Below are 21,200 nucleotides of genomic sequence, written 5' to 3'. Positions count from 1 at the left end.
CGCGCTCACATCGATGCCGAAGGTTTGAAGGTGTCGTGGTCCCACTCACTGGCATTTTTGCCTATGTCGCTGTAGCCAGCCCGCAAATTCGTTACTAAAAAAGCCTGCGCGATGCGGTTCTGCGGTTCGTTGCACAAAAACCCTCCACTTCCGTTTCCAGTTTCGGGTCGACGGGCGGTGCACAGTCTGTGCACAAGTTGTGCACGAAAATCATACAAGGGTTTCATGCTGACTAAGCGGAACCAAAGGTACAAAAAAACCGCGCGCAGATTGCGCACGGTCTCATCAAGCAGCATTCCGTTGTGTGTTTTAGGACGCTGGATTTGGTTTAGTCGCAGGCGCTGTTTTGGCGCCTGGCGTCAATGGATCGTCTTGGCGCTGCACAGAACCTTCGAAATGCGCACCGGATTCGATCGCAATTGTCTTGTGGATTATATCGCCTTCAACGCGTGCTGTAGAGGTCAGCCTGACTTTCAAGCCCCGTACGCGGCCAACAACGCGACCGTTGACCACAACATCATCTGCAACGACTTCGCCTTTGATCGTGGCCGATTCGCCGATGGTCAAAAGATGCGCGCGAATGTCGCCTTCGACCGTGCCCTCGACATTGATATCACCTGTCGTCTTCATGTTGCCAGTTACATGCAAGTCCGGTGACAGAACAGAGGCAGGTGGTTTCGCCTTGGGCGGGCTCGCCTTGTACTCTGTTGATGCCGGCTTGGCCGGAGCAGAGGAAGAAGGTGGTTTCGCCTGTGATTCAGGTTCAGCAGGTCTCTGTCCTGGTTCGTTGATTTTGCTCTTAGAAAACATCTTTTGCAGCCTTGATATAGATCATTGGGTTTACAGCTTTCCCGCCAACGCGCACTTCATAGTGGAGGTGCACGCCGGTCACCCGTCCAGATGCTCCCATATCACCAATATGCTCGCCGCGCGAGACCCTTTGCCCAACTTTGACGCGAATTTTTGAAAGATGAGCGTATCTTGTCTCAATTCCGAATTCGTGTTGTATTTTAACCAGCCTTCCGTAGCCCGATTGCCAACCCGCGTGGATCACTACGCCATCAGCTGTGGCAAAAAGGTCGGTGCCGGCAGGCGCGGCAAAGTCCACACCGCGGTGCATACGCCGACCACCGGTTTTTGGGTCGCGCCTGAACCCATATTCACTGGTAAAGCGGAAAGCCTTTTTGACGGGCAGGGCGAAGGGGGCTTTTTCTGCGGCGATCCGGTAGAGATTGAGCGTATCCATTTGTTCTAGAAGCCGATTGGCGCGCGTGAAATCAGGTGAGAGTTCTTCTCCACGACTGGAAAACGACAATGGCGTCAGCGGACCGCCCTGACCCGAATAGCCACGTCGCACCTGATCCAGAATGCGTTGCGGGGGCAAGCCCGCAGCCTTGAACATTTTATCGAGGGGCGCGACGGAAATGGTCATGGCTTCTTCGAGCTGTCGGAAAATCTGATTGTTATTCTCTTTCATCAACGCGATCTCAAGAGACAGTTCATCTGCTTGGACCAAAGCTTCCTGGGCATCAGCCACAACCTGATCCCGCTCTGCCGCCGTGCGTGCCAAAGCTTCCGACAAAAAGTCGACCGGTGCGCCGCCATCCTTACCCGCCAAAACTGTCCCGGCCTCATTTTCACCAACGCCATCACGCAGTTCCGCAAGTGCCTTTCGAGCCGTTTCACGGTCTTCCATCGTCGTGCGCAAGGTCTTCTGAATAACGTCGATGCCGGTTTCCAACTCATGACGCCGTGTCTCGGATTCCAACAGTTGCGATTGCATTACCGAAATCTGATCCAACGCCGCGTTGAACCGCTCCTGTGCGGCCAGCGCTTCGGAAGCGCGACTGTCGCGTTGCGCGGAGAGGTCATGCAACCGAGCTTGGTATGTGCTTTGGTCGCGCTTGGCTTGTTCGCGAAAATTGCCTGCGCCAATGCTATCCATCAGCAAAATTGCAGTCGCCAAAATAGTCCAGCACACCAGCAAGCCTGCACCCGCAAAAGCGATCAGCTGCGTTTCGGGACGAAGTCGAATAAATCGAGTGTCTGTGTCGGATTTCAGAAATACGCGGCGTTCGGGGAGATGCCGTTCGAGCATACCATGAAATTTGATCGCCAAACGTGTCCGCACAAAGCCGTTCCCATGCCTGTTTCCCAAAGCTCGCACCTTCTTCGGATGACCAAAGCCTTGGGTTAAAGTGATTAATCAGGCCAAGACAGTGGGGCAAGCCCGAACAGACGCAGAGCAATGACTTCGGGTTGAATTGTTGCAAATCGGCAAAAAACTGCTCGTTTTAGCCTGATATTTGCCAATTGTTTCGCAGGATTGTCAACTTTGGTGCGGGAAATGGTTGGGAGCACGCATACTTTTTTGTGCAAACGATACGGCAACGTGCGGTGCTCTGGGCTCCGTCAATCACAAAACATGCACCAAAAACAGCACCCCGCACGAGATGCCGTTAAGTGGTGCTTTCAAGTCAGCATGCCGTTCATTTGGCCTGCAGTTTTCTGGGGTCCGGTCGAGGTTCATAGCAGCCACCGGTCCAAACAACTGCGCTTGAATTGGAATTGTCTTTTCAGGGACGCTCAATCTCTGTATGCAAAAGCATACAATGCGGAGTCTATTGGTTTGTCTCTGACTGATTTAACTGAACTGCCTCACTGCAAAGCGGTCTGTAATCCGATTTGTCTTGAGACATCTAGCGAAAAGTCTCTATGGGCTGAGCGATTTTCTCTGGCCGGAAGCTTTTATCGAAGAGCTTTTCGTAAGTTGGATTTTGACAGAAATCTTGTACGCACGGGGTGCAAAGCCAGATATTTCAGCAAACCGACCTACCACGATGCACTTAAACTTCCGGGGCTGTGGTTGGTTTCCGAACCCACTATAGCGACAACCCCCCCCCATTTTGGCAGCATCTCAACAAGGAAAGCGTTTCTCCAAATGCAGCCAATATTCAGGAAAACTATTCAGCAGGCACCAGCCCCCAATAGCAGATCTATCCCAAAGCAAGGTCACGTAACACGCCGGGCAGAAACACATAACGTCAGCCATTGCGTAGAAATACCTCAACGGACACCGTCTACGCATGGGTCAAACGTGATGCACCGATGATCCCGCGTCTTACAGCCTTTGGTATTGCGGGTGTCGGCGTGATTGTCTTCAAGCTGTTGCAACTCCCGTTGCCTTGGTTGCTGGGACCCATTTTTGCTTGTCTTCTGGCGGCACTTGCTGGTCTGCCGATGCGCGGGATCAAGCTGCTGAACGAAGGTATGCGCACAATCCTGGGCGTCGCCGTGGGAGCGACCTTCACCACTGCATTGCTCGGATCGATGATCGGCATGTGGCCGACGCTGCTGATGATACCCGTAATGACCGGTTCTATCGGGATCGTCGGTGTGTGGTACTTCCAGCGTATATGGGGTTTTGACTTCCCAACCAGCTACTACGGCGCCATGCCAGGTGGCTTGCAAGACATGCTGGTATTCGGAGAAGAAGCCGGTGGTAATGTGCGAACCTTGTCCTTGATACATGCCACCCGCGTGATGGTTATTGTTGTTGTTCTACCATTTTTGCTGACACTTGTCTGGGGCGCAGATCTGACCAACCCGCCAGGCGCGCCAGCCTCAACAATTGCCTGGCAGCAAATCACATTGATGGCGTTTTGCGGTATTGCTGGCTGGCGGGTGGCAAAGCGAGTTGGCATGTTTGGAGCATCCATTCTGGGCCCACTGCTGTTGGCGGCTCTGCTGTCGCTGATTGGTGTTCTTCAGCACCGGCCTCCGGCTGAAGCGATTTGGGCTGCTCAGTTTTTTATCGGTATGGGCGTTGGGTGCCAATACGCAGGCGTGACACTTCCAGAAGTGCGCAAGGATGTCACTGCAGGATTGGGTTTTTGCATTATTCTGCTGGTGTTGACGGTTATCTTTGCCGAGGCAATTCACCTCGCAGACCTCGCCCCACCTTTGGAAACAGTACTGGCTTTCGCGCCAGGCGGTCAGGCCGAACTTACCGTTTTGGCACTGATTGTCGGTGCGGATATGGCATTTGTAGTCGCGCATCACGTCTTGCGCATATTCGTTGTAATTCTGGGTGCGCCTCTTTTTGCCCGATTGTTTGCACAGCATTCCAATACGGGGAAATAACCCGGGGCGCGGGCCCAACAAACAAATCGAAGAGCTTTTACTACCCTTTTGGACATCCGTTTGTTTCTGACTGCGTCTTCGCCTTAGAGAAAACACTGGCCTTTTGCGCCGGTAAACCGCGACGGTTACTCCTCGAAATTGGCTTTGCGCTTCCGAGCAAAAAGGTTCCGTCAAGCACTAGTACTTGGCGTTTTCATTGTGTCACGTTTGAAAAATGAAGATTGCTTGATACTAATCTGGAAAAATTGGATTTTTCTTACACTTTGACCATTGAAGGGCTTTGCTTTAGGCGTCGCCGACTGTTCCAAACACCTGTGCCTGCCACCTCAATCCATAAAAAAAATTACCATTTACAAATATATAAACAACAAACTTCATGTAAAGTTGGGATCGTTAACTACCATTTAAAATTTGAGTTGAATGAGATCTTGTTCGCGCTTCTACTCTCGAGCAGAGTGAAAAAGTTATTTGTTATGTCAAGCAATGTTAATGCTGCAATCCTCCTGGAGACAATGGTGCGCAATGCCTATGGGACAAAACCCTCTGGCGAAGTTCAGCCATTGCAATGGGCAATCCTGCGATATGTGCAGGCGACGCCTGAAAACCGATGCACCATGAGTTTGATCAGCAAGCATCTTGGATTGACCCACGCGCCTGTGGGGCGCGCAATCCAAACATTGGCGAAACGACATTTCATTGTGCAAGTAACACACCCGAAAGACGCCCGAAGCAAATTGGTTCGCTTGACTGAAGCTGGCATTGGCATGCTTGAGAGGGATCCAATTTTAAAATTGGCCGAACGTTTCGATGTTCTAACGCCCGGTGATTTGCAGCGCTTCAAACAGTCAATTTACACAATTGCACATCGTTTCGATTGAGAAGACAACTGGACTGAAAAAAGTTTGTCTTTCGATTTAAAGCACCCTTCGTTTCAACAAATTGTCGTGTCTTACCCTAAAGAATTCGGACCGGTCCTTGTGCAATGCAGCGTATCGACCGGCACAATTTTGAGTTGAAAGAAAGACGCCAAGTCATGCAGCACTAGAAATTTTGTGTATGCTCATTTGCAAGTTGCCGCGCAGGTGAAAGTTGTTTCACTTCCAGTTAAACGATCTGGGCGGAATCATTGCCATTGAATAAAGTGCTAATGGCACATAAATTCACTCAGGTGTCGAGAACGACGAGGAGCGGAAATTGAACAAGGTCAGCCGGGACGTTCTTGACGAAACCAAAACCGTTTTGTGTGAACTCATCGGATACCTTGGCGCTGTCAACGAAAAACAAGGGGATGAAAAAGACCCTGTGCTGGGAAAACTGTCTGCTCGACTTGATCAGGTCGTTACAGAGATCGAAATCTACGAAAAAGAAGCTCGGGTTGTTCGTCTTTACGAGGATGCGGCTTCGAAATCGAGCATCGCAAACAGTTCTGGTTGATGGGTCGAATTCCGTCCGATCAAATCTCCCTGTCGGCAGAAAACTTCAGACTCATACTGATAAAAGGTTTAAAGTCGACGCGCAAAACTGCCCCCTGCGCAAGTGTGATACGCAAGGGGCACAACCAGCAGTTGCCGTCTTAAACGAAGTCTACACCTTCATTGCTCATCGGAAGTGAAGTGACGCGAGGCCCGTCAACAGCAATTGCATTTGCCAAGGCAGGACCTGCAGGGGGTGTGCCGGGCTCCCCAATACCAGTTGGTGGCGCGTCTGAGGGCACAATGTAAGTTTCAATGCTGGCAATATCGTGGATACGCAGGGGTTCGTAGTCAGGAAAATTGACCTGATCAGGTTCCCCGCCGCTTAGTGTGATTTCGTTGCGCATCACAGCACCAATCCCGTATCCAATTCCACCCTCAATCTGGGCTTTGATTACGTTGGGATTGACCGGCAAACCGCAGTCCACGGCAGCGGTGACTTTTTCGATCTTGACCGCGCCATCTTCGTCACGTGAAATTTCGGCGACCTGTGCAACATAGGAGCCAAAGGATTTGTGGACAGCAATGCCCTGGCTGCGGCCCGGCTTAGCCTTGCCCCAACCCGCTTTTTCGGCTGCCAGTTTGAGCACGCCCGCTTTTCGCTGCTGGTCAGGCGTGCCGCTGGCCAGATAACCCAGACGGAAATCAACCGCGTCCTGACCTGCGGCCCTCGCAGCGATGTCCATCATACTTTCCATCACGTAAGCCGTATGGCTGTGACCGACCGAACGCCACCACAAGAGAGTTGTCGCAGGTTTATTGTCGGTGAGGCCAAAGTGCATGCCGGGGATATCATACGGCGTGTCCGCTGCCCCTTCGATGGAAGCATGATCAATGCCACCGTGGACCATGACAGTTTCGAAGAATGTGCCTTTGAAGATAGATTGCCCGGCAATGCGATGATCCCAGCCAGTGATCTTGCCCGCCGAATCCAGTCCCACGCGGACCTTATGGGCAAAGGCTGGCCGGTAGTACCCGCCCGTGATGTCATCTTCACGCGACCAGACCAGTTTGACGGGCCGTGTGCGATCCGTCATCGCAAAGGCCAGGGCAACCTCAACTTGATAGTCTGCCGTCGGCGTGGCACGTCGGCCGAACGAGCCGCCTGCAAGCATCGTGTTCACCTGAACCTTTTCCATCGGCAATTCCAAGATCTGAGACAGGACATTGTGGTTGCTGGTGGGGAATTGCGCGCCGTCATGGATAACCACGCCGCCGTCTGCCAAAGGTTCGATCGTGGCCCCAAGAGGTTCCATGGGCGCATGAGCGAGAAGCGGGAAATAGAAAGTTTCTTCGACGACCTGATCTGCACCTTCGATGGCTGCCAGCGTATCAGCGAGATCGGCTTCCGAGGATGCATCGAATTCAGCATTGTCGTCTAGAGCTGCCAACAGTTCACGGCGAATGGCATCAGAACTGCGGCTCTCGGCAGCAGACATATCCCATTCAACCTCAACCGCATCACGCGCCTGAAATGCGGCCCAGGTCTTGTCGGCATAAACGGCCACGCCAGCCTTGTTGGGCAGTGCCAGCGCTTGAATAAAACCCTTAACATCTTTGGCTGCACTGTCATCAAAAGAGGCGACAGTTCCACCCAATCTGGGGCTGCGCTTGATGACGACCACCATTTGATTGTCCAAATGCAGGTCCATGGCATATAATGCGCTGCCATCGATCTTGGAGTTTTGGTCCATCCTGTGGACATCGGCATTGCCAATAATGCGGAACGCCGATGGGTCCTTAAGCACTGGTTCCGTCGGAACCTCCAGCGCAGCGGCTTCAGCGACAAAATCACCGATACCCGCCTGCTGACCCACACCGGATATCAGGCCATCAGACATTGATAACTCCGCAACGTCGACACGCCACGCCTTAGCGGCAGCGGACAAGAGCATCTCGCGCGCAGCAGCCCCGGCGGTGCGATACTGAACATAGGAATTCGCCATGGCAGTGGAACCACCCGTGCCCTGATAGGGACCAAAGAGAGTGTTGTTGTAAATCTTGGGATCAGAGGGCGCGAATTCGTAGTGAACCGCGTCAAGCGACATGTTCAACTCTTCCGCGATCAAAGTGGACAATCCGGTCGCCGTACCTTGTCCTTTTTCAAAATGTTTGATGATCGCGGTCACAGTGCCATCACTGGAAACGGTCACAAAAGGGTTCAAAGCGCCTCCGCCGGCCTTTGCCAGAGCGCCTTTGGGCGAGAAACCGAGCGCCAGCAGGCCGGTCGTTGCGGCGGCACTTGCGAGGAACCTGCGACGGGATGTGGTCAATGTCATAGCTCAGGCCTCCATCAATTCTGAAGCGCGCAGGATTGCCGCGCGGATACGTTGGTAAGTGGCGCAGCGACAGGCATTGCCATTCATATAGTCGTCTATGTCATTCACGGTTGGCTTGGCGTTTTCTGTCAGAAGGCCCACCGCAGACATGATCTGGCCCGACTGACAATAACCGCATTGCACCACATCCAGCTCGGCCCATGCGGTTTGAACTGCTTTGGCAACGTCGGAGGAAACCCCTTCGATCGTCGTCACTTCAGAGCCTTCCAAGTCTTCGATATAAGTTTGACAGGATCGCACAGGCTCGCCATCGACATGCACCGTACAAGCACCGCAAGCGGCAACGCCGCAACCGAATTTGGTGCCCGTCATTTTCAGATCATCCCGGATTACCCACAAAAGTGGTGTGCCAGGTTCGGCGTCAACCTTGTGGATGGTGCCATTAAGTTTAAGCTCAGTTGCCATGGAAGCCTCCTGTTGGGTGGCGCAGCTGTATCGCGCTGCCTATGGAGAAAATATAGTACCCTGAGGTTGAATTGGTACTTGCAATTGGCGCCAATCCTCTGGCGATTTGTGCCATGGCGTTGACGCCTTGACGCCAGGCGCGATTCATACGTCCGGCCTGTCGAAAAACAACATTGCAAGGCAGGTCTTCAATGTGACATCCACAGGGCGAGAACTTCCACCAAAAGGCGGCGTCAGTCCCGCTGATTCAGAGATGTAAGCATGACGCCTCCAATCTATGTCTTACGCCACGGTCAAACAATCTGGAATGCCGAACACCGGATCCAGGGTCGGCTTGATTCGGCCTTGACAGAGCAAGGCAGGGCACAGGCGCGCGCGCAAAACGAAATCCTCAGCAAGATTGACTTGAGCGGGTTCCAGGCGCTTTGCAGCCCACAAGGCCGCGCCTTTCATACCGCGTCTATCGCGCTGGAAGGAATTTTTGGTCTGATCAAAACCGATGCAAGGCTGGCGGAGATTTCAGTGGGCGCTTGGGAAGGCTTTCGACGTGATGAGGTGGTGATGGATCAACTCGTGGATGAAAGTGAAGAAAGCGCTTTGGATCTGTATCAACGCGCGCCGGGCGGAGAGGGGTTTCACGGCCTTCACGCACGGTGTTCGGATTTTTTGGCAGATCTGCGCCACCCGTCCGTGCTTGTCACACATGGCATCACATCGCGCATGCTGCGCCTGATCGTATTGAACAAAGACATCTCGGAAATCGGCACGCTGCCGGGAGGGCAGGGCGTCGTGTATCATCTCGAGAACGGAGAAATGCATCGCTTGTCGATAGGGGCTTGAAGCCGCTCGCGACTTTGGCTAAACCGCCCGTCATCGGGTCGTTAGCTCAGTTGGTAGAGCGCTTCGTTTACACCGAAGATGTCGGGAGTTCGAGCCTCTCACGACCCACCATTCTTTATGCATGATGTATCAGGCACTTAATCGGTTTACACATATTCTTGTGCGGGATGTGTTTTGGTGTCCGCTGCGCTTAGACGCTGAAGATGTCTCCAATCAATGGAGATAGAAAATGGCCAAAGTGAACAAACGACCAAACGGCAAGTGGCAGGCGTTGGTGCGCAGGAAGGTGACGGGGAGAATTTTCGAACTATCAGGCTCTAAGCGCTTCGTTATGCGCCCGAAGCATTTGGTTCAACCTATGAAAAGGAAGCAAAACCGGATGGAGCGAAGTTCGAAGACCGGGTAATTTCCGGATGTATCTTTGGATCTTCCTCAGTTGAACACATAGTGGGCGTGGCTGGACTCTATCGAGAGTCTGGCGGAAAGTTCAAACATAAAGGCTTGTTTGGCGCTTGTATGTTAATCGAGATTCTCGCAACGCTGGGATCGGTGAAGATTTGGTAACTGCCATATTGGATCAAGCGAGAGATTTGGTCGACCTCGTGACCTTGATCTTTCAACAAGCCGTGACAGCTTAAACCCTAAATGCGATTTTTATCTACAGGGGCGTGTCGAACGTCCTGCCGCTCTACATACGTCGAAAAATCAAAAAATGGCATTGGCTTTCCGAACAGGTAACCCTGAGCTTCGGCGTAATTATGTTCTTTTAGAAAAGCTAATTGCTCCCGGGTCTCGACACCTTCACACAAGAGCTTCATGCCCAAACCCCCGCACAGATCGGAGACTGCCGCCAGGATATGCTCTGCTGACGGATCGGTGCCGAGGCCCAATGCAAAGGATTTGTCTACCTTGAGTTTGTCGATTGGCAGCCGCGACAGATATCCCAGAGAAGAATAACCGGTTCCGAAGTCGTCCAAAGCCCAGCTGACACCTCGAAACTGTATGTCGCGCATTTTTTCTACAAGATCATTTGTCCCATCAAAAAGAACTGTTTCGGTAAGCTCGAGACACAGGCGTGATGCCTGGAGTTCGGTGTCACGCAACAGCCTGTTTATATCGTTGGCGATGCCGTCTCCCGTCATTTGAACACCGGATACATTTACTGCCACGCTCAAGGTCTCGGGAAGGGTTAGTGTGTCCTTCACCGCACGCTCGAGAACCCAGGCTCCGAGTTCCTTAATGAATCCGGTCGATTCCGCGATCTCGATAAACTCGTCGGGGAATATCTGGCCGAGCGTTTCAGAGTTCCAGCGTACAAGGGCTTCGGAGCCGATCAACTCAAAGTCGGTGAGACGATGTTGAGGTTGATACCAGACTTCGAACTCATCGCGGTCGAGAGCCCGACCCAGCGCACGCTCAATCTGTCTGGAGCGGAACTGCTTTTGCGACAGAATGGGGGTGTACCGCCGAGGCGCATCTTCGCCAGCAATCCGCGCGCTGTCGAGCGCTTCCTCTGCATGAGACAGCGCGTCCGCAGCGATAAACCCGTCTTCAGGAAACACAATCTTGTAGCCAAGGTATACTCCAATACGAGCGTTGGCCTCCTCCAGTATATATGGTTCGGCGATGACCTCGCTAAGACGCTGCGCAATGACCGCTGCTTGCGCGTCATTCGTTTTGAACTCAGTAAAACAAGCGAATGTATCACCGCCAAGCCGCGCGATGGCCGAGATGTTCAAGTCTGCCTCTTGAAGGCGCCTGACCAAATGCTGCAAAAGCGCATCGCCGACATCGCGGCCGAGAACGACATTGACCGTTTTGAATCTGCTGAGATTGAAAACAATGACGGTAAAGGGCTCTAGCGCCTCAGCGCGCAGGGCCATGAATTCAAGAAATACACCGCGCCTGAGAGCACCCGTCAATGCATCGAAGCTGGACAAGTAAGCGATTTCTCGTTCTTGTTCCTTGATTTTCGTGACATCACGTATGGAAAGCGTACCGATCTGCACGCGCCTCGTACGGCCCTGGTCAAAAGTGGTCGTCTGGGACGGAGTAACGGTATATTCTAGATAATGAGACACACCAGCAGCGGTCGCCTCGTATTTTCGAAGGATGCGGTCTCCACCAGTTTGCATTGCCTTCAGGGCATCCTCTTTCAATCGCCTCGGAAGCAGCAGGTGATTTGTCTCGTCGAGACCAAAGAGGTTTTCGGCGGTATCGCTATGCATCTGAATCAACCCGGTTTCATCTATGATGGCGATGGCATCGAAACTGTCATTGAATACCTGGCGCAGCAATGCAGAAGTGTTCTCAACCTCATGCTGCTGACGCTGGATGACCCAACCGTTTTGTTTGAGCCGCCACAAAAGTGACCAGCTGCAAAAGACGAGCAAGCTGGGATAAAGCGCTGCGGTCGGAATGACCACGGCTTGTTGTGCAAATAGGGTAAGTGCAGCCGCTTCGCTGGCGACCAGCGCGAGAACGGCAGCAGATATCAACGTTACCGGCTTTGAAAATAGGCGCGTCTGCAACAGTAAGAGCAGCGCCAGAAGAGCGAGCACAACCCACTCGACCGCAAGGGTCGCAGGAACAGCGCCAGCGGCTAACGTTTCGGCTGCCAGGACGTGCACAAGCGGGCCAGGGATTATCCCGTGCACGGGTACAGAAAACAAATCACCCAATTCGATCGCTGAAGCGCCTACAATGATTGAGCGACCCTGGATATCAGCGGGATCGAACCGTCCTAGTGCAATGTCAATCGCCGAAATTGTAGGAATACTGTCCGGTCGAATTGCGAAGTTTATCGGGAAGCTGTCAGTCCTTTCCGAGAACGACCCGGTAAGCAAGGCAGCCGCAGAGGGAATGTAGGTATCGCCGACATGCGCCCCATAGGGATAGAACCGGACTGTACCTTGCCCATCGCTGAAAACATTGACCAGTGCGGGCCAACTGCGCTCAGCAAAAAGAGCCATTGGCACGTTTGTTGTCTGCTCGGTTTCGCCAGAGCCTCCGGCCTGCTGGAACACGGGCAGATATGCACTCCCGGACCTGTCCAGCGCAGCCGCGAATGCAGCGTCACCAGGGGTGTCAGACGGAAATGCAAAGTCGAAATCAAAGAAGACCTCGATAGCTCCGGCATCGGTCAGATTGTCGAGAATGTCCGCATGCACCTGACGTGACCAGGGCCAAGCCCCAACGCTGCGGATAGACGTTGCATCGATGGCCACGAAGACGAAGTTCTCTGATGCCGCGCGTCCCGCGCGCTCTGATCGGTAGTCTTCCAGCCGATCGTTCAAGCCAACGAGAAAACCCCTTCGGTCCGCAAAATAGGCAGCGGTAACGATGAAAAGTCCAACAATGACATAACGCAGAGTGGCGGCATGAAAGGTCAGTTGCTGCCTCCATTGCCATTCCCATTTCCGTTGTTGCCCTTGCCGTTCCCGCCGCCGTTGCCATTCCCGTTACCGTTGTTGCCGTTGCCACCGCTGTTGCCGTTGCCACCGCTGTTGCCGTTGCCACCGCTGTTGCCGTTGCCACCGCTGTTGCCGTTGCCACCGCTGTTGCCGTTGCCACCGCTGTTACCGTTGCCACCGCTGTTACCGTTGCCACCACTGTTGCCGTTGCCACCGCTGTTGCCGTTTCCGTTCCCGCCGCTGTTGTTTTCATTGTTTGTGGCCCCAGTCACCCCAAAGGCATTGCCGTTCGCAATTCCCGTCTCACTTGCATTGCGTGCCGCATCCCCCGCGGTTTTCGGCGCCTCGCGCAGTTCAAGACTGAATGTATTCGGAGACCCTGGTACCCGGCTGGTCACATCTGCCGCAGATACGCTTAACGCACGGCCGTTCGAGATCGCTTCTCGTCCAGCGGCAACGTCGACACTCCGCCCGTCGCTGCGCACCTCGACGACACCTTTGTCCACCCTCACTGACGCACTGTCTTGATCAGTGGTCACTTCCAATACGGTGCCCTTGATGACCGCCGCGAGGTGCGGTGTTAGAACGCTGACCCGTTTTCTTTTCGTAGTTGTGACTGAAAGAAAAACTGACCCTCTTTGATGCGTTACCTCGGTCGTCTGGCCTGTCGGCTTCGATGCAGATATGGCAGCAAGCGTGTTGGCCCTGTAGATAATCCGCTCAGTTCCCCGCCCGAGAATTGCGCGGCTGCGCGGCCCTGTCCTGATCCACGTCGCGGTGGATAGATCGACACCATTCTGAGCGCGACTCCAGTTCTGTCCGTCGATCGATATGCGTACGTTCCCATCAGCCCGTTGCAATACCCAGCCATCTGCAGCCGCTGAGAGATTCCACCCGATTAGAAAGATAAAAGTGAAGAACAAACGAGAGAACATGGCTTACCTCTTTTGAAAAGTGGCTCCTTTTTGGAGCAAAGAAGTAAAGTAAATCCTTATGGGTCTTGAATTGGCTTCGGTTGGTTAACCAGTTTCTGTCTTACAGTTTTTGAGGATAGGACAATCTGCATAGCGGGCTGGCCATCGTGACTTACCTCCAACCTAACAAAAACCGCGTCGCGGCAATCCAGTTTTTGACAACCGCCTAGACTGGCGTGTTAGAAACTTTGCAATGTCCGTTTCCTGCGCATTGCAGTCGTTGGTGCAGATTGTAGCGAATGTTAGCCAATGTTCTTAATGTAAGGCGATGCAACTGGCCGGTACGTAGCGCACAAACATGTGACGCATGGCGACTTCTGCGTTGCGCAGCAGAGCTATTCTAGGTGCTCACACAAACGGTGGCCGTTCCACTGAAGTCATCCGCAATCCTATGAACCTGTCGTCGAAAACTCCCACAAATCGACACATGTTAGCTGCCCGTGTCTACACTTCCCGGCATGCCTGCTTCCCCCCAATATCCTCGATGGCCCCGCTTTCGCTGCTCTTAGATCAAGTTTCCGCTCATTTTGAACAGTTTTGTTGCCAGTGATCTGTGGCTTAGTATTGTGACGCGCCTGACGGAGCGACATACCAATCTCATCCTACTGAAAACACACGATTTCTGAGGCGACAATGTGCCAGTGATGGCAGGGGGCAATAGTGCATTGATAAGCTCGCCTAACAGGGCAAGGCGCTTCCTATCTAACGAAGATGTCGGGAGTTCGAGCCTCTCACGACCCACCGTTCCTTAACTTCTACAAAATTGCCTATGCGAATTGCCAAAAAACAGGCATTATGAGGGCGCCGACCGTCTGTTGGGTCCGCATTTCGTGAGCTACTTGTCATGATCGCGAAAATGTGATTCAGGATGGCGGGAAAGTTTTTGCTGCTGTGCAATTTGGTTAAGGGGCTTTCGCGTAAATGTTCTATGGCAAAAATCATCCGCTAAAAATCGCCGAGTCCGGACCTGGATTGACCGAAGGAGACGTGGACCAATTGGTCCATCTGTTGAACGAACTTCCCACAAACGAACGATCAAGCCGCGCCATGAAGATTGCATCACGATTGTTGGAGTATGCAGCCTTTGAATTGGCAGGTCGTCAGCCAGCAGCTTTTGTCGCGGAACTCGTGGACGCATCTGCCAAGATAGAAAACTCATCATCCGAGGTGATGGATGAGCCTACCATGCGGAAGCACCGCGTTGCGCACCGCCTGCAGTAACTCAGTTGCGTCAATTTTACCGCCATGCGTGTCGGTTCTCTGAGATTAGTCTACCTCGGGTTGACATGTCGCTACTGCTTAATGAACAGTGAACGAAGGCCTATTCCGAAAAGGGCGTGGGTCGAAAAACGCTGTGTCAACTGTGAAGCAGGAGACTGCTTTGCACAAAAAAGATATAAATCAGCGTAGGGTGAGACGTCATTTGAACACGCGTTGTTCAAAAGACAGAAAGCGATAGTGGCTGAAAGCGGACACGATATGACCGTGCCGACGGATAATGACTGTTCGAAGGTTGTGGACCTTTCAGACGCTTTTGCCGCGCTGGACGGCTTGCCGAACGCTGTGCGCGTGCAGTGCGCCATGCAGCTGGCCTCACAATTTCTGGAATATGCGGCTTATGAAATGGCGCTGGATCAGGGTGCTGGCGATGTTTCTGAAATCATCCATATGGCGGCGCGTCTGGATCAGGCGGCACAACGCATCGACGACAAAACCTTCCTCAATCGAATGGCGCAAAATCTGCGAAAGATCTGATTGCACCGAACCGGTAGGCCGTGCTTTGCTTTAAGCGATGGTTTGAGGTCGATAAGGAACGAGCCAAATGAGTTGGAACCCTGCATTGGATCCGCATTGTCCGACAGGCGACGCCTTTGATGCCATTGAGACTGTGATCGTGCCACGCGCGCGCGATCTTGGGGGCTTCGAAGTGCGGCGCGCTTTGCCGTCTCTGCGGCGACAGATGGTTGGTCCGTTCATTTTCTTTGACCAAATGGGGCCTGCTGAATTCGTGACCGGTAAAGGGATCGATGTGCGACCGCATCCTCACATTGGTCTCGCGACAGTAACCTATCTCTACAAAGGCAAAATTCACCACCGCGACAGTCTGGGCACGGATCAGTGGATCGAACCGGGCGCGGTCAACTGGATGGTGGCGGGGCGGGGCATCACGCATTCGGAACGCACGGATGGCGAAATCCGCGAAAAGCCTCATAACCTTTTTGGCATTCAGACCTGGGTGGCCTTGCCAGAAGATGCCGAAGATGATGCGGCGGATTTTGAGCATGCACCAAAAAACACGCTGCCGCTGTTAGAGGGCGAGGGCAAACAGCTTCGGCTGATCTTGGGCAATGCTTACGGTGAACGTGCTCCTGTCAAAACACATTCGGAGATGTTCTACGCGGACGCTTTACTGGAGCCGGACGCAAGTATTCCCTTGCCTGATGACCATGAGGATCGCGGCGCCTATGTTTTGTCTGGTGCCATCGAAGTCGCGGGGGATCGCTTTGATGCCGGGCAAATGATGGTGTTCCGTCCCGGCGACCGGATCACGCTCAAAGCCGGGCAGGAGGGCGCGCGCCTGATGCTTTTAGGGGGTGCTACATTGAACGGGCCGCGACACATCTGGTGGAATTTCGTGGCGTCTTCGCAAGACCGAATTGATGCGGCAAAAGAGGCGTGGCGCGCCGGTGATTGGGCGCACGGACGGTTTCAGCTGCCACCCGGTGATGATGCGGAATTCATACCGCTGCCCGAAACGTAGAACGCTTCGGTCGCGATGTTCACAGCCAGGGCGCGGCAAATTCTCATGTCACCGGTTTTGCTGACGCAAGCCATGCAAGTGATCTACAGAACACCTCGTTTGCCAGAAGCCTCCGGCCCACGTCAGGGAAGATCGGGATCTGGGCCTGTTCTCAAAGTGCTGATCCTGGGAGATTCCTCAGCTGCAGGCGTCGGTGTCAAACACCAGTCTCAAGCTCTGAGCGGGCAACTAACAAGAAACTTGGGTGCGGCATTTTCCGTCGAATGGCGCCTTGTCGCCCAAACGGGACTGACAACTAAAAACACGCCCAAATTCTTAAACGCCCGCCTCTATGGCAAGTTTGACATCTGTGTCACAGCACTTGGCGTCAATGATGCAACGCGATTGGTGTCGCCGACCAAATGGATCTCCCAAACGATGGCTCTGCACGATCTCTTGACGTGCAATCATAGAATCAAGCGGATCTACGTCACTGCCATGCCACCTCTCGCACGGTTTGCAGCACTTCCAAATCCCTTGGCACGCGTGCTGGGCGATCATGCAACCCTGATGTCGGATGCTCTGGAAAGCCGTTTGCTGGGTGATGAAATCAGGCAAATCGTGACGCCAAACTGGGGTCATGACCCGGCAATGATGGCGTTGGATGGATTTCACCCAGGTGCCGCCACTTATGCTCAGTGGGGGGACCATATGGCGCGCCACATCATCGATGATCTCGAAACGAACCCAATTTGATATGGCATTCCCGGCCTTGCGCCAACGCTAACGCCCAAATGAGTGATTTTTTTTTGCCCAAGCCGCGCAACCCGCTTGACGTAACCCGAGGCGCACCATAAGAGGTCCGAACCGTCAGGTTCGCTTGGCGCGCAGTGAGCGGTTGTAGCTCAGATGGTTAGAGTACCGGCCTGTCACGCCGGGGGTCGCGGGTTCGAGCCCCGTCAACCGCGCCACCGCTGCTTGAAAAGGGACCTTCGGGTCCCTTTTTGCTTTTCGTGGCGTTGTAAACGCTTTGTGGAGTTCGATTACGTCAACCAATAGTGTTGGCTGCGACAGTCGAGCACCATTCATCAGGTTCGGTATGTGGTCACCATCCTTCTACCGGCATGGCTTTCTCAATGCTTGTCTTGCGTGAGGAAATCCAACAGCGCCTGTGCGGTTTGCTCTGGCGATTGATCTATAAAAAAATGCCCGCCTGGAATGCCGCTGGCCTGCATATCCGAAAGCCTGGGTTGCCAGGTTGCGGGCACATCAAACGCTCGGGCCATGGCGCCATCGGCACCGTAAAGCACCAGAGAAGGGCAGGTCACCCTACGTCCCAAATCCTGGGCATCAAGATCAAAGTCATATTGCAACGCCGCCCGGTAGTCCGCACACATACCACGTATGGCATCCGGGTCACGCCACGCCGTGCGATAGGCCGCGAGAGCTTCCGGGTCAAAATCGGACAACTGCGCTGCCCCCCAACCCAACAAGCAACTCTCGAAGTATCGATCCGGATCATGTGCGATCATGGTTTCGGGGAAGGGTGCCGGTTGCGCCAGAAAGAACCAATGGTAATAGGCGGTAGCGACTTGTTGCGACAGTTGATCCAACAGCAGGTGTGTTGGCACAATATCCATTACCGACAAGCTCTGCACCTGCTCGGGCGCATCCAGCGCCAACCGATGCGCAACCCGCCCACCGCGGTCATGACCGACCACATGAAACTGCGTGAACCCAAGATGCTGCATCAAGGCACTTTGATCCTGTGCCATGTGACGAAAACTATAATTTTCCGTGCCCTGTGGTTTGGAACTCTCGCCATACCCACGCAAATCAGACGCAACGACCGTGAAGTGGCGGCTCAATAGCGGGCCTACCCGGTGCCAAAGCATGTGGGTTTGCGGAAACCCGTGCATCAACAACAATGGCGGCCCAGAGCCCCAAGATAAGTAGCAAATACGTTGCCCGTTCACATCCGCAAATGACTTGGTTGGTTTATCCGTCACAAATCACCTCATCGATAGGAAGGGCTTCAAGTGGTCAGAGCTGCCAGAATGCGGGCCCAACTCCGGATGCCCTTGTGAAAGCTCTCAACGTCATACTTTTCGTTGGGAGAATGGATTGCGTCGTCATCTTTACCGAAGCCGACCAGCATCGGCGTCGTACCCAGGATATCTTGAAAGAAACCGGCAATCGGGATCGACCCGCCACATCCAACATAGGCGGCTGGTACATGCCATTCGTCACTGAGCGCTTTGCGGGCGGCCTCAAAGCTGGGGTCGCTGGTTTGCGTCATCGATGCTTTGCTGGCGCCATGTCCTTCAAAACTTACGTCACAGTCATCGGGTAGCATGTCACGCACCATCGCGCGGAAATTGTCGCGGATCACCAATGGGTCCTGATCCCCCACAAGTCTGAAACTAATTTTCGCCTGCGCCTTGGACGGCAAAACCGTTTTAAACCCATCCCCGGTATACCCTCCCCAAATGCCGTTAACTTCGCACGTCGGACGCGACCAGATCATCTCCAGCGGGGTGCGGTCCTGCTCGCCTGCGGGTTGGGAAAGGCCCACATCCCCCAAAAAATTGACGTGATCGAAGGCCAGGCCCTGCCACTGCGCTTCCATCTCATCAGACAATTCTGGCACGCCGTCGTAAAACCCTGGAACCGTGATACGGCCCTGATCATCGTGCAAAGCCGCGATGATGCGGGACAAAACCCGTAGCGGGTTGATCGCAACCCCTCCGTACATACCCGAATGCAAATCCACATTTGGTCCCGTAATCGTGATCTCTTCACCCAACAACCCGCGCAACATCGTCACAATAGCCGGGGTCTTGCTTTCAAAAAGCCCCGTGTCGCAGATCAATGCGATATCGGAATTCAGTTCTTCTGCATTTTTTTTCATGAACGGCACTAATGACGGCGAACCGCTTTCTTCCTCGCCCTCCAGAAAGAACGTCAATTTGCAGGGCAGGCTACCGTGCTCGGCTTTCCAGGCCCTGCACGCCTCGATGAACGTCATCAACTGGCCCTTGTCATCCGAAGACCCACGCCCCCGGATAACCGTACCTTTGACAGTTTCCTCGATTTTCGGATCGAACGGATCATTGTCCCAAAGATCAAGAGGATCAACAGGTTGCACGTCATAGTGACCGTAAAAAAGAAGATGCGGATCGGGACCCTCAACATGTCCCACAACCATCGGGTGGCCCGGTGTTTCGCGTTTTTCGGTCGTGATGCCCAGACTATTGAGGTCTGCGACCAACCAAGCGGCCGCGGCATCGCAGGATGCGTTGTATGCGGGATCGGTCGAAATCGAAGGAATGCGCAGCAGATCAAGCAAACGGTCCATTGCCTCTGGCAGATCGTTATCAATGCGGGACAGAACGGCGTCTAGTGACATGGGTACCTCCAATTGTTTGCTGGAACCGTATCAGCGCCAAGGGCCTTGTCCAGTCGTCCAGAGCGAAAATAAAACAACTCATGCGACTGGACGCAGGCATGGTGGCATTTGATGCAAGTCAAGGATGCGACATGGTGCGCATCGTAAGGTTATTGAACCTTAAGTTAAGGAACGATAATTAAGCTTAGAAAGATTCCAAAGGGCACTTGTTCCGGGATCGTGCGAAGGAGAGACCGGGTGAGCTACGAAGATCAGTTGGATCAGGCGATTGCACGTCTGCACGAAGAGGGACGATACAGAACCTTCATCGACATTGAACGCCTGAATGGTCAGTTTCCGCACGCAACGCGTACCCGTCCCGATGGCAGCACCCAACCGGTCACTGTTTGGTGTGGCAACGACTATCTGGGGATGGGACAACACCCGGTTGTTCTGGAGGCCATGCATGAAGCGCTCGATGCTACGGGTGCAGGGTCAGGCGGCACGCGCAATATCTCCGGCACCACCGTGTATCACAAGCGTCTCGAAGCCGAGCTCGCAGATCTTCACGGCAAAGAATCAGCCCTGCTGTTTACCTCTGCCTACATTGCGAATGACGCTACGTTATCCACTTTGCCTAAACTTTTTCCTGGAATGATTATTTATTCCGATGCGTTGAACCATGCCTCGATGATCGAAGGCGTGCGTCGAAATGGCGGAGCAAAACGGATATTCCGTCACAACGACCTGGACCATTTGCGCGAATTGTTGAAGGCAGATGATCCAGAAGCACCGAAACTGATTGCCTTTGAATCCATCTATTCAATGGATGGGGATTTTGGACCCATAGAAGCGATTTGTGATCTGGCTGATGAATTTGGCGCGCTGACCTATATCGATGAGGTCCACGCCGTCGGCATGTATGGACCGCGCGGGGCAGGCGTCGCGGAGCGCGACCGTCTGATGCACAGGTTGGACATCATAAATGGCACGCTCGCAAAAGCGTTTGGTGTGATGGGTGGATACATCGCTGCATCAGAAAAAATGTGTGATGCAATAAGGTCTTATGCCCCGGGGTTTATCTTCACGACATCCCTTCCGCCAGCGGTTGCCGCGGGCGCGGCGGCCTCCGTTGCCTACCTCAAGGAGGCGCCGGAACGACGCGAAGCGCATCAGACCCAAGCACGGATTCTAAAGCTCAGATTGAAGGGGCTTGGCCTTCCGATCATCGATCATGGTAGCCACATTGTGCCCGTCATGGTGGGCGATCCAGTGCATACCAAAAAGTTAAGCGATATGCTGTTGGAGGATTACGGCATTTACGTGCAGCCGATCAACTATCCGACTGTTCCACGCGGCACGGAGCGTTTGCGGTTTACGCCGTCACCCGTTCATGGCCCTGATGAGATGAATGCCCTCGTTCGCGCAATGGACGGCCTTTGGTCTCATTGTGCGCTAAATCGCGCCGAAGAAGTTGGGTGACTCT

18 protein-coding genes and 3 tRNA genes are annotated in these 21,200 nt (G+C 53.6%); 13 read left to right on the top strand and 8 right to left on the bottom strand.

Translation table 11 applies throughout. The features are described 5' to 3' along the window. Positions 1-309: 309 nt before the first annotated feature. Together AB8B75_RS15040 and AB8B75_RS15035 are read right to left on the bottom strand one after the other, a co-directional pair. On the bottom strand, positions 310-810 hold the full coding sequence (locus AB8B75_RS15040) for a polymer-forming cytoskeletal protein (protein ID WP_405363453.1): 501 nt from the start codon (positions 808-810) through the stop codon (positions 310-312). Continuing rightward, entirely contained in the window at positions 800-2,131 is a 1,332-nt protein-coding gene (locus tag AB8B75_RS15035) for a DUF5930 domain-containing protein (protein WP_405363452.1), read from the bottom strand. Before AB8B75_RS15035 ends, AB8B75_RS15040 begins: the two co-directional genes overlap by 11 nt. 977 nt (positions 2,132-3,108) lie before the next feature. Between AB8B75_RS15035 and AB8B75_RS15030 the strand changes: the two genes are divergently transcribed. The 3 genes from AB8B75_RS15030 to AB8B75_RS15020 all read left to right on the top strand — a co-directional run bounded on the left by AB8B75_RS15030 (position 3,109) and on the right by AB8B75_RS15020 (position 5,577). Then, positions 3,109-4,143 (top strand): AbrB family transcriptional regulator, encoded by a 1,035-nt coding sequence (locus AB8B75_RS15030; protein ID WP_405363451.1) that lies wholly within the window; start codon positions 3,109-3,111, stop codon positions 4,141-4,143. A gap of 221 nt (positions 4,144-4,364) precedes the next feature. Next, the gene (locus AB8B75_RS15025) at positions 4,365-5,021 is read left to right on the top strand and encodes a MarR family winged helix-turn-helix transcriptional regulator (RefSeq protein WP_405363450.1); all 657 of its coding nucleotides are present in this window, start codon (positions 4,365-4,367) and stop codon (positions 5,019-5,021) included. 316 nt (positions 5,022-5,337) lie between these two features. Continuing rightward, a complete protein-coding gene (locus AB8B75_RS15020; protein ID WP_405363448.1) occupies positions 5,338-5,577 on the top strand; it encodes a hypothetical protein in 240 nt (79 codons plus the stop codon). A 139-nt stretch (positions 5,578-5,716) separates the two neighbouring features. Here the strand turns inward: AB8B75_RS15020 and AB8B75_RS15015 are convergent, their stop codons facing one another. Beyond that, the gene (locus AB8B75_RS15015; protein WP_405363446.1) at positions 5,717-7,894 is read right to left on the bottom strand and encodes a molybdopterin cofactor-binding domain-containing protein; all 2,178 of its coding nucleotides are present in this window, start codon (positions 7,892-7,894) and stop codon (positions 5,717-5,719) included. Positions 7,895-7,897: 3 nt separating this feature from the next. After that, positions 7,898-8,359: a (2Fe-2S)-binding protein gene (locus AB8B75_RS15010; RefSeq protein WP_405363444.1), complete on the bottom strand. Its 462-nt coding sequence runs from the start codon at positions 8,357-8,359 to the stop codon at positions 7,898-7,900. A 261-nt stretch (positions 8,360-8,620) separates the two neighbouring features. Between AB8B75_RS15010 and AB8B75_RS15005 the strand changes: the two genes are divergently transcribed. The 3 genes from AB8B75_RS15005 to AB8B75_RS14995 all read left to right on the top strand — a co-directional run bounded on the left by AB8B75_RS15005 (position 8,621) and on the right by AB8B75_RS14995 (position 9,837). Next, the gene (locus AB8B75_RS15005) at positions 8,621-9,199 is read left to right on the top strand and encodes a histidine phosphatase family protein (RefSeq protein WP_405363443.1); all 579 of its coding nucleotides are present in this window, start codon (positions 8,621-8,623) and stop codon (positions 9,197-9,199) included. 35 nt (positions 9,200-9,234) lie between these two features. Further along, a tRNA-Val gene (locus tag AB8B75_RS15000) sits at positions 9,235-9,310 on the top strand. A 401-nt stretch (positions 9,311-9,711) separates the two neighbouring features. After that, positions 9,712-9,837, top strand: a complete 126-nt coding sequence (locus tag AB8B75_RS14995) for a hypothetical protein (protein WP_405363441.1) — start codon at positions 9,712-9,714, stop codon at positions 9,835-9,837. A 3-nt stretch (positions 9,838-9,840) separates the two neighbouring features. Here the strand turns inward: AB8B75_RS14995 and AB8B75_RS14990 are convergent, their stop codons facing one another. Together AB8B75_RS14990 and AB8B75_RS14985 are read right to left on the bottom strand one after the other, a co-directional pair. Then, positions 9,841-12,543: an EAL domain-containing protein gene (locus AB8B75_RS14990; RefSeq protein ID WP_405363635.1), complete on the bottom strand. Its 2,703-nt coding sequence runs from the start codon at positions 12,541-12,543 to the stop codon at positions 9,841-9,843. Positions 12,544-12,587: 44 nt separating this feature from the next. Further along, positions 12,588-13,547, bottom strand: coding sequence for a FecR domain-containing protein (locus tag AB8B75_RS14985; RefSeq protein WP_405363440.1), 960 nt, complete (start codon positions 13,545-13,547; stop codon positions 12,588-12,590). A 714-nt stretch (positions 13,548-14,261) separates the two neighbouring features. Between AB8B75_RS14985 and AB8B75_RS14980 the strand changes: the two genes are divergently transcribed. The 6 genes from AB8B75_RS14980 (at position 14,262) to AB8B75_RS14955 (ending at position 17,297) form a co-directional block, all read left to right on the top strand. Continuing rightward, positions 14,262-14,327, top strand: a tRNA-Arg gene (locus AB8B75_RS14980). A 180-nt stretch (positions 14,328-14,507) separates the two neighbouring features. After that, positions 14,508-14,807, top strand: a complete 300-nt coding sequence (locus AB8B75_RS14975) for a hypothetical protein (RefSeq protein WP_405363438.1) — start codon at positions 14,508-14,510, stop codon at positions 14,805-14,807. A 258-nt stretch (positions 14,808-15,065) separates the two neighbouring features. Beyond that, positions 15,066-15,341, top strand: coding sequence for a hypothetical protein (locus AB8B75_RS14970; protein WP_405363436.1), 276 nt, complete (start codon positions 15,066-15,068; stop codon positions 15,339-15,341). Positions 15,342-15,408: 67 nt separating this feature from the next. Further along, positions 15,409-16,347, top strand: coding sequence for a pirin family protein (locus AB8B75_RS14965; RefSeq protein ID WP_405363435.1), 939 nt, complete (start codon positions 15,409-15,411; stop codon positions 16,345-16,347). Positions 16,348-16,392: 45 nt separating this feature from the next. After that, positions 16,393-17,082 (top strand): SGNH/GDSL hydrolase family protein, encoded by a 690-nt coding sequence (locus AB8B75_RS14960; protein ID WP_405363433.1) that lies wholly within the window; start codon positions 16,393-16,395, stop codon positions 17,080-17,082. Positions 17,083-17,220: 138 nt separating this feature from the next. Further along, positions 17,221-17,297, top strand: a tRNA-Asp gene (locus AB8B75_RS14955). Positions 17,298-17,459: 162 nt separating this feature from the next. On the opposite strand, the gene AB8B75_RS14950 is transcribed toward AB8B75_RS14955, so the two are convergent. Both AB8B75_RS14950 and AB8B75_RS14945 read right to left on the bottom strand, forming a co-directional pair. Continuing rightward, on the bottom strand, positions 17,460-18,335 hold the full coding sequence (locus tag AB8B75_RS14950; RefSeq protein WP_405363431.1) for an alpha/beta fold hydrolase: 876 nt from the start codon (positions 18,333-18,335) through the stop codon (positions 17,460-17,462). Between the two features lie 26 nt (positions 18,336-18,361). Then, positions 18,362-19,735 carry a M20/M25/M40 family metallo-hydrolase gene (locus AB8B75_RS14945; RefSeq protein WP_405363430.1) on the bottom strand — a complete coding sequence of 458 codons (1,374 nt, stop codon included), beginning with the start codon at positions 19,733-19,735 and terminating at the stop codon, positions 18,362-18,364. Positions 19,736-19,972: 237 nt separating this feature from the next. Here AB8B75_RS14945 and hemA point away from each other — a divergent pair, with 237 nt between their 5' ends. Continuing rightward, complete coding sequence (gene hemA, locus AB8B75_RS14940; RefSeq protein WP_405363428.1) at positions 19,973-21,196, top strand: 5-aminolevulinate synthase; 1,224 nt, start codon at positions 19,973-19,975, stop codon at positions 21,194-21,196. Positions 21,197-21,200 lie beyond the last annotated feature (4 nt).

Origin of the sequence: Roseobacter sp., from assembly GCF_045106495.1 — a bacterium.
Classification (GTDB): domain Bacteria; phylum Pseudomonadota; class Alphaproteobacteria; order Rhodobacterales; family Rhodobacteraceae; genus Roseobacter.
The sequence above is the reverse complement of the archived record's forward strand: the minus strand, read 5'-3'. Positions and strand labels throughout refer to the sequence as shown.